This window comes from Methylorubrum podarium (assembly GCF_022179745.1).
Classification (GTDB): domain Bacteria; phylum Pseudomonadota; class Alphaproteobacteria; order Rhizobiales; family Beijerinckiaceae; genus Methylobacterium; species Methylobacterium podarium.
This window is the reverse complement of record NZ_BPRD01000294.1, coordinates 1-7,396: the sequence shown is the minus strand read 5'-3', so window position 1 is coordinate 7,396 and position 7,396 is coordinate 1. Positions and strand designations below refer to the sequence as shown.

Here is a 7,396-nt window from a genome sequence, read left to right as displayed (position 1 = left end):
GCCGAGCGCCCCGGCGCGGGCGGCGCGCGCCTCGATCAGCCGTGCCCAGCGGCGCAGGTGCCACCAGCCGGCGAGCGAGCGCCGGTACTGCAGGAGAACCCCGTTGGTGCCCCCGATCAGGAACAGCCACCCGTCGCGTCCCCGGTGGATGATCTCTCTGTTCCTGCGGGCCATCGCTGCTTCCTAGACGCAGCGGTGCCGGCTGAACAGCGCAGCCGCACCACAGCCCGCCCGCTGGATACGCTGGGCCGCCGCACCATCTTGCTCGAACGCGCCGGGCGACCGGCCTCGATCCGAGAGTTCACCGCGTTGCCCGAGCCCGCCCCGCTGATCCTGACGCTGCAGATGGACGAGGCGGCCTTCGCCACCTTCGACGGCCTGAGGCGGCGGCACTTCCCCGAGGCGCTGAACCACATCCCCGCCCACGCCACGCTGTTCCATCACCTGCCGGGCGAGGACGCGGCGGGCGTGACCGAGACGGTGACGGCGCTCGCCCGGACGCAGAGCGCGCCGGAGGTCGCGATGACGGGCGTGCGCTTCACCGGGCGCGGGGTCGCCTACGCGCTGGAATCGGAGGCGTTGGCCGGCTTCCGCGCGCGGGTGGCGGCGGCGTTCCGGGATCATCTCACGGCGCAGGACCGGCAGGGCTGGCGCCCGCACGTCACCGTGCAGAACAAGGTGAGCCCCGACACCGCCCGCGCGCTCCACGCCGCGCTGGCCGAGGACTTCCGGCCCTCGCACTTCCGCGCACCGGGCGTGCTGCTCTGGCGCTATCTCGGCGGCCCGTGGGAGCGGGTCTCGGCCATCGCGTTCGGGGATGCGGCATGAGACTGCCCGGTATCGCGCGCACCGGCGGCGGCGCCCTCTGGCGCGGATCCTCGGCCGTCTGGGTGCGGCTCCACCTCAACGAGGTCGGGCCGCTGGTCTCGCTGCTCCTCGTCAGCACCCTCGGCTACGGCTTCTTCGCGCTCGCCCGCGAGGTCGGTGAGGGCTCGACCGCGGCGCTCGACCGCAAGATCCTGCTCGCCCTGCGCAACCCGGCCGACCTGTCCGACCCGCTCGGCCCCGCCTGGCTCGAGGAGGCGATGCGCGACATCACCGGCTGGGGCAGCGTGGTGACCATCGTGTTCCTCACGGCGGCGGCGGTGATCTACCTCGCGCTCGCGGGCCGGCAGCGGGTCGCGGTGTTCGTGCTCGCCGCGGTCGGCGGCGGCGAGGCGGTCTCGACGGTGCTCAAGCTGTTCTACCACCGCCCGCGGCCCGACCTCGTGCCGCACGGCATGGAGGTGTTCACGGCGAGCTTCCCCTCCGGCCACGCGATGATGTCGGCCATCGCCTACCTGACGCTCGCGACTCTCCTCGCCCGCGTCGAGCGGCGGCGCAGCGTCAAGGCGCTGCTGCTGGCGCTCGGCATCGTCATGACGGTGATGGTCGGCATCAGCCGGGTCTATCTCGGCGTGCACTGGCCGAGCGACGTGCTGGCGGGCTGGTGCGTCGGCGCCGCCTGGGCGGCCCTGTGCTGGTTCGTCGCGCTCCAGCTCCAGCGCCGGGGCGAGGTGGAAGACCCCGACCCCACCCCCGCCTCGACCGGTCCGGGCCAGCACAAAGGAACCACCCCGGCGGTCTGACGCGTTCCGGCCGCGTGTGCAGCAAGGCACGTGCTCAGCAGGGCCCGTGTGCAGCAAGGCCGGAAACCCCTTTCATGAGCGACGACCTCCGACTGTCCCGGCGCCTCCTCCTCGCAGGGGGCGCCGGCCTGACCGGCACGGCCCTCGGGCTCGGCGGCGCCCGTGCCGCCTCGGACCCGCCGGCGCCGTCGGTCCCGGCCGATACCGGGGCGGTCCAGGGCGAACGGGTCGTCTTCCCGAACTGGCGCGATTCCGGCGACGCGCCGCCCCCGCCGCCGCCCGCGCCGATGCCGCCCTCGGAGCGGGTCGGATTCGCCATCGTCGGGCTCGGGCGCCTGAGCCTGGAGGAGATTCTGCCGGCTTTCGGCGAGGCGAAGAAGGCGAAGCCGGTGGCGCTGATGTCGGGCTCGCCGGAGAAGGCGAAACTCACCGCGGCGCAGTACGGCATCCCGGCCGACGCGATCTATGCCTACGACCAGTGGGACCGGTTGAAGGCCAATCCGGCGGTCAGGGCGGTCTACATCGTCACGCCGAACGGCCTGCACCGGGACAACGTGCTCGCGGCCGCGGCGGCCGGCAAGCACGTGCTGTGCGAGAAGCCGATGGCGAACAGCTCGGCCGAGGCGCAGGAGATGATCGAGGCCTGCAACAAGGCCGGCGTCAAGCTGATGATCGCCTATCGCTGCCAGTACGAGCCGTTCAACCGCGAGGTGGTGCGGCTCGCCCGCTCCGGCGAGTTCGGGCGGGTGAAGATGGTCGAGGCCTTCAACGGCCAGACCACGGCGCTGCCCGAGCAGTGGCGCCTGCGCAAGGCGCTGGCCGGCGGCGGCGCGCTGCCGGATATCGGCCTCTACTGCCTCAACGGCGTGCGGGCGCTGCTCGGCGAGGAGCCGGTCACGATCCAGGCGCAGATCGTCACGCCGGAGAACGATCCCCGCTTCAAGGAAGTCGAGGAGAGCGTCGCCTTCACGCTCCGCTTTCCCTCCGGCGTGATCGCGCAATGCGGCACCAGCTACGGCGTGCACGAGAGCCGCGAGCTGCGCGTCCACACGACGGGCGGCTCGCTCAACCTGCACAATGCCTTCGCCTATCGCGGCCAGCGCCTCACGGTGGCCCACCGCGAGGGCGGCCACGTCCAGCGCGACGAGCCGGCGCTGACACCCAAGAACCAGTTCGCGCTCGAACTCGACCACATGGCCGAATGCATCCTCACCGACCGCCGCCCGCGCACGCCCGGCGAGGAGGGCCTGCAGGACATGATCCTGATGGAGGCGATCTACGCGGCCGCGCGCTCCGGCCAGCCGGTCACGGTCGGCCCGCTCGCCGGAACGGGGCAGGGGGCCGACGCGACGCGGGGACCGGCGCTGGAGGAGGGGAAGTAATCCGGCCGTTTCGTCATCACGAGGCGGGGCCGAAGTGATCCAGGGCGCTGACCTCTCCGGATACGTCGCGCCGTCTGGATTGCTTCGCTCCGCTCGCCATGACGGGGAGGGCACCCTCGCCGTCACTTCGAGCCCGCAAGCGAGCCGTCCCGCACGGCGACGGACAGAGGGTCAAGGGGGTCGAGTCTCACTCCCCCCAGCGCACGAACACCCCGACGGCGACGATGACGAGGATGGCGAGCAGCCACGCCTCGCCCACGGTCAGCGCGTAGGCGAGCAGACCGAAGAAGCCCAGGGCGATGCCGAGCATGGTCGCGACGGCGACGGGATTCATGGCGGGCGGTGTTTCACTCGAACCGGTTCCCGGCGCCCCTGGAGGTGCCGGGCTTGCCCCGAGATAGGGTGCCGTCAGGCCGCCTGAAGGGCCGCCGTGACGCGGGCGAGCGGCGGCAGCCCCTTGACAGGGCCGATCGCGGCCAGGGTCGGGGCGCCGCTCAGCAGGGTCCGGCCGGCCGCGCGCACGTGCTCGACCTCGACCGCATCGACTTTGGCGATCAGCTCCTGCGGCGGGATCACCCGGCCCCAGGCGAGAAGCTGGCGGGCGTTGCGCTCGATGCGCCCGCCCGGCGTCTCCAGGGCGGAGAGCAGGGAGAGCTTGAGCTGCGCCTTGGCGCGGGCGAGTTCGGCCGCGTCGAGCCGCTCCGCCGCCTCGCGGGTGGTGGCGATGGTGACATCGACGAGTTCGGCGAGATCCGCGCCGGAGGTGCCGGCGCCGATGCCGAACAGACCGCAATCGTTGAAGGGCCAGTGGAAGGCCTGGATGTCGTAGGCAAGCCCGCGGGTCTCGCGCACCTCGTGCCAGAGCCGCGAGGTGAGGCCGCCGCCGAGCACCTGGGAGAACAGGTGGAGCGCGTAGTAGCCGTCGTCGCGGAAGGAGAGGCCGGGAAGGCCGAGCACGAGGTTGGCCTGTTCGAGCCGCTTCTGCATCCGCCGCTCGCCGCCGCCGTAGACACCGGAGACCACCGGAGGCGCCTCGACGGATCGGAGGCCGCCGAAATGGCGCTCGGCCGCCTCGACGATCTCGGCATGCTCCACCGCGCCGGCGGCGGCGAGCACCATGCGCTCCGGCACGTATTCGCGGGCGATGTAGGCCTCGATCGCCGCCCGGTCGAAGCTCTGGATCGTCTCGGGCCGGCCCAGGATCGGCCGGCCGATCGGCTGGTCGGGGAAGGCGGTCTCGATGAAGGCGTCGTAGACCACGTCGTCGGGCGTATCCTCGACGGCGGCGTATTCCTGCAGGATGACGCCCTTCTCGCGGGCGAGTTCGCCGGCGTCGAAGACCGAGCGGGTCAGGATGTCGCCGAGCACGTCGAGGGCGACGCCCGCATCCTCGCCGAGCACCCGGGCGGTGTAGCTCGTGCTCTCGGTGCTGGTGGCGGCGTTGATCTCGCCGCCGACATTCTCGATGTCCTCGGCGATCTTTCGCGCCGAGCGCGTCGCCGTGCCCTTGAACGCCATGTGCTCGATGAGGTGGCTGAGCCCGTGCTCGTCCGGCCGCTCGTGCCGCGAGCCCGCCCCGACCCAGACGCCGAGCGTGGCGGTCGCGACGCCGGGGATCGTCTCGGTGGCCACGGTGAGCCCGTTGCCGAGCCGGCTGACCGTGAGGCCGGGGGACGCGCCGAAGGTCGAGAAGTGCTGGTTCATGTCACCTCAGGCGCCGCGCGTGATGCGGGCATGCTCCGTGATGTAGCGCTCGATGGCGGCCTGATCATTGGCCAGATTCGCCACGGTCTCGGGCCGGGTCATCAGGTCGGCGAGGTGGGGCGGCAGGACGGGGCGTCCGCCGCCGGTCGCCTGCGAGACCGCGTCCGGGAATTTCGCGGGATGGGCGGTGGCGAGCGCCACCACCGGCGTCGCCGGATCCTTCTCCAGGAGCTTGCGGCCGGCGCGCACGCCGATGGCGCTGTGCGGATCGAGCACGAGGCCGGTCTTGCGGTAGGTGCCGGCGATCTCGTCCACCACGTCCGGCTCGCGCACCGCCGCCGCGTCGAATTCCTCGCGCACGCTGGCGAGAACGTCCGGGCTCAGGGTGAAGCCGCCGGACTGCTTCAGGCCCGCCATCAGGCGTCCGAGCGCCGAGGCGTCGCGGTGCAGCGCCTCGAACAGCAGCCGCTCGAAATTCGACGAGATCTGGATGTCCATCGACGGCGAGGTGGTCGGCTGCACGCCCCGCGGCTCGTAGGCGCCGTGCTCCAGAGTGCGGGCCAGGATGTCGTTGGCGTTGGTGCCGATCATCAGCCGCTCGATCGGCAGGCCCATCCGCTTGGCGACCCAGCCGGCGAGGATGTCGCCGAAATTGCCGGTCGGCACCGCGAACGACACCTTTCGATGCGGGGCGCCCAGCGCGACCGCAGAGGTGAAGTAGTAGACGGTCTGCGCCGCCACGCGGGCCCAGTTGATCGAGTTGACGCCCGACAGCTTGACCCGGTCGGCGAAGTCGCCGTGCTGGAACATCGCCTTCACGATGTTCTGGCAATCGTCGAAGTTGCCGTCGATCGCCAGCGCGTGGACGTTGGGCGCGTTGACCGTGGTCATCTGCCGCCGCTGCACCTCCGACACGCGGCCGTGCGGGAACAGGATGAACACGTCGACCTGATCGAGCCCCTTGAACGCCTCGACCGCGGCACTTCCCGTGTCGCCCGAGGTGGCGCCGACGATGGTGGCGCGCGCGCCCTTCCGGCGCAGGACGTAGTCCATCAGCCGCCCGAGGAGCTGCATCGCCACGTCCTTAAACGCCAGCGTCGGCCCGTGAAACAGCTCCATCAGGAACAGGTTGTCGTCGATCTGCGTCAGCGGGCAGATCGCCGGATGGCGGAAGGTGGCGTAGGCCTCCTCGATCATGCCGTCGAGGGCGTCGTCCGGGATCTCGCCGTCGATGAGCGGGCGCAGCACGCGCTTGGCGACCTCGGCGTAGCGCAGGCCGGCGAAGCCCGCGATCGCGTCGCGGCCGAGCTGCGGCCAGCTCTCGGGCACGTAGAGGCCGCCGTCGCGGGCGAGGCCGGCGAGCAGCGCATCGGAAAAGCTCAAGGGCGCGGCGGCGCCGCGGGTCGAGACGTGCAGCAAGGATGCCTCCGGGAAGGCGCCTCCTCTACACGATCGATTCCGCCGTGTCGAAGCGGAGCAGGACCGGTTTCTCGGCGCCGCGGCGTCAAATCTTCTCGCCGGGCGCCTTCTTCAGGTGGCACCCGGTGATGCGCCACGCGCCGTCGACCTGCCGCTGGAGCGTGTAGAGCGCCACCCAATCGATGCCGGCCTCGTCCTGGAGGCTGACGCCCTGGGCGATCTCGTCCTCGCCCGCCTCCTCCGCCGTCTCGAAGCGGTAGCTGCGCGGACGCAGCACCGGGGCATAGCCCTTCTCCACCATGACGATGAAGCTGTCGGCGGAGGGGAAGAGGTTGCGGATCTGCGGCGCGGCCTCGGCATAGGCGCCCGCCGCGTCGTTCCGGCGGAACGCCTCGATCTGCCGCTCGATGGTGGCGCGGGCGGCCGTGCGGGCCGTGTCGCGGGCGGTGTCGCGGGACGTGTCGTCCGCCCGGGCCGCGACGCCGATCAGGACGACGAACAGGAAGCTGATGACGGCGCGCATGGAAGGCACTCCGCGGATCGTTTCGCGGGCGGTTTCCTCCCGCGCGACGCCGAATCCTGGCATCACGCGTGCCAACGCCCTCAGCCGGCCTTCGGCTCCGCCGGATCGTGCAACCGCCGCCACGCGAAAACGGAGAAGACGCCGACGAGGCAGGCGGCGATGCCGAACCACGTGAAGGCGTATTGCAGGTGGTTGTTGGGCAGATCAACCCGGAGCTGGCCGCCGCGGGGCCAGCCGCCGGGATTGGCCGTCGCGTCCGCCTCGATCAGGTAGGGGGCGAGGTTCGTCAGGCCGCGGGCGGCGCCGATGCCGGCGACGTCGCGGGTGAACCACGCATCGCGCCTGGGGTCGGATTCCGGCACGAACAGCCCGCGGACCTCGCTCGCCCGCAGCATGCCCGTCACCGTCGCCTCGCCCGGCACCTGACCGGCGGCGCGGTCCTTGGGGTCCTTCAGCTCGGTCGGCACGAAGCCGCGGTTGATCAGGATCGTCGTGCCGTCGTCGCGCCTGAGCGGCGTGAGGACGTAGAAGCCCTGGAGCGCCCGGCCGGGCTCGCCCGGCGCCAGCCCGTGCACCAGGGTCTCCTTGTCGTGGAGGAAGGTGCCCCGCGCCCGCACGCGGCTGAACTCGTCGGCCTTCGCGTCCCAGGCGTCGAAGGGGGGCGGGGCGGCCGGCGGCTCCGCGTGGGAGCGCTCGACGATGCGGGCGATCAGCGCTTCCTTCTCGCCCTTGCGGGCGAG

General features: G+C 71.9%; 8 protein-coding genes. 3 read left to right on the top strand and 5 right to left on the bottom strand.

Annotation, left to right across the window (positions count from 1 at the left end; all coding sequences use genetic code 11):
- Positions 1-309: 309 nt before the first annotated feature.
- The 3 genes from MFF42_RS14920 to MFF42_RS14910 all read left to right on the top strand — a co-directional run bounded on the left by MFF42_RS14920 (position 310) and on the right by MFF42_RS14910 (position 3,010).
- The gene (locus tag MFF42_RS14920) at positions 310-828 is read left to right on the top strand and encodes a 2'-5' RNA ligase family protein (RefSeq protein ID WP_238256436.1); all 519 of its coding nucleotides are present in this window, start codon (positions 310-312) and stop codon (positions 826-828) included.
- The gene (locus MFF42_RS14915; protein WP_238256435.1) at positions 825-1,628 is read left to right on the top strand and encodes a phosphatase PAP2 family protein; all 804 of its coding nucleotides are present in this window, start codon (positions 825-827) and stop codon (positions 1,626-1,628) included. The genes MFF42_RS14920 and MFF42_RS14915 overlap by 4 nt, the downstream gene beginning before the upstream one ends.
- Positions 1,629-1,702: 74 nt before the next feature.
- Entirely contained in the window at positions 1,703-3,010 is a 1,308-nt protein-coding gene (locus tag MFF42_RS14910; RefSeq protein WP_238256434.1) for a Gfo/Idh/MocA family protein, read from the top strand.
- Positions 3,011-3,197: 187 nt separating this feature from the next.
- Here MFF42_RS14910 and MFF42_RS14905 read toward each other — a convergent pair whose 3' ends face one another.
- From MFF42_RS14905 to MFF42_RS14885, 5 genes are all read right to left on the bottom strand, one after another.
- On the bottom strand, positions 3,198-3,344 hold the full coding sequence (locus tag MFF42_RS14905) for a hypothetical protein (protein ID WP_238256433.1): 147 nt from the start codon (positions 3,342-3,344) through the stop codon (positions 3,198-3,200).
- A 74-nt stretch (positions 3,345-3,418) separates the two neighbouring features.
- Positions 3,419-4,714, bottom strand: a complete 1,296-nt coding sequence (locus MFF42_RS14900; RefSeq protein WP_238256432.1) for a M16 family metallopeptidase — start codon at positions 4,712-4,714, stop codon at positions 3,419-3,421.
- Between the two features lie 6 nt (positions 4,715-4,720).
- On the bottom strand, positions 4,721-6,133 hold the full coding sequence (gene thrC, locus MFF42_RS14895) for a threonine synthase (protein ID WP_238256431.1): 1,413 nt from the start codon (positions 6,131-6,133) through the stop codon (positions 4,721-4,723).
- Positions 6,134-6,218: 85 nt separating this feature from the next.
- Complete coding sequence (locus MFF42_RS14890) at positions 6,219-6,656, bottom strand: DUF4864 domain-containing protein (protein ID WP_238256430.1); 438 nt, start codon at positions 6,654-6,656, stop codon at positions 6,219-6,221.
- Between the two features lie 80 nt (positions 6,657-6,736).
- The coding region (locus tag MFF42_RS14885; RefSeq protein WP_238256429.1) for an SURF1 family protein at positions 6,737-7,396 on the bottom strand (660 nt) is incomplete at its 5' end.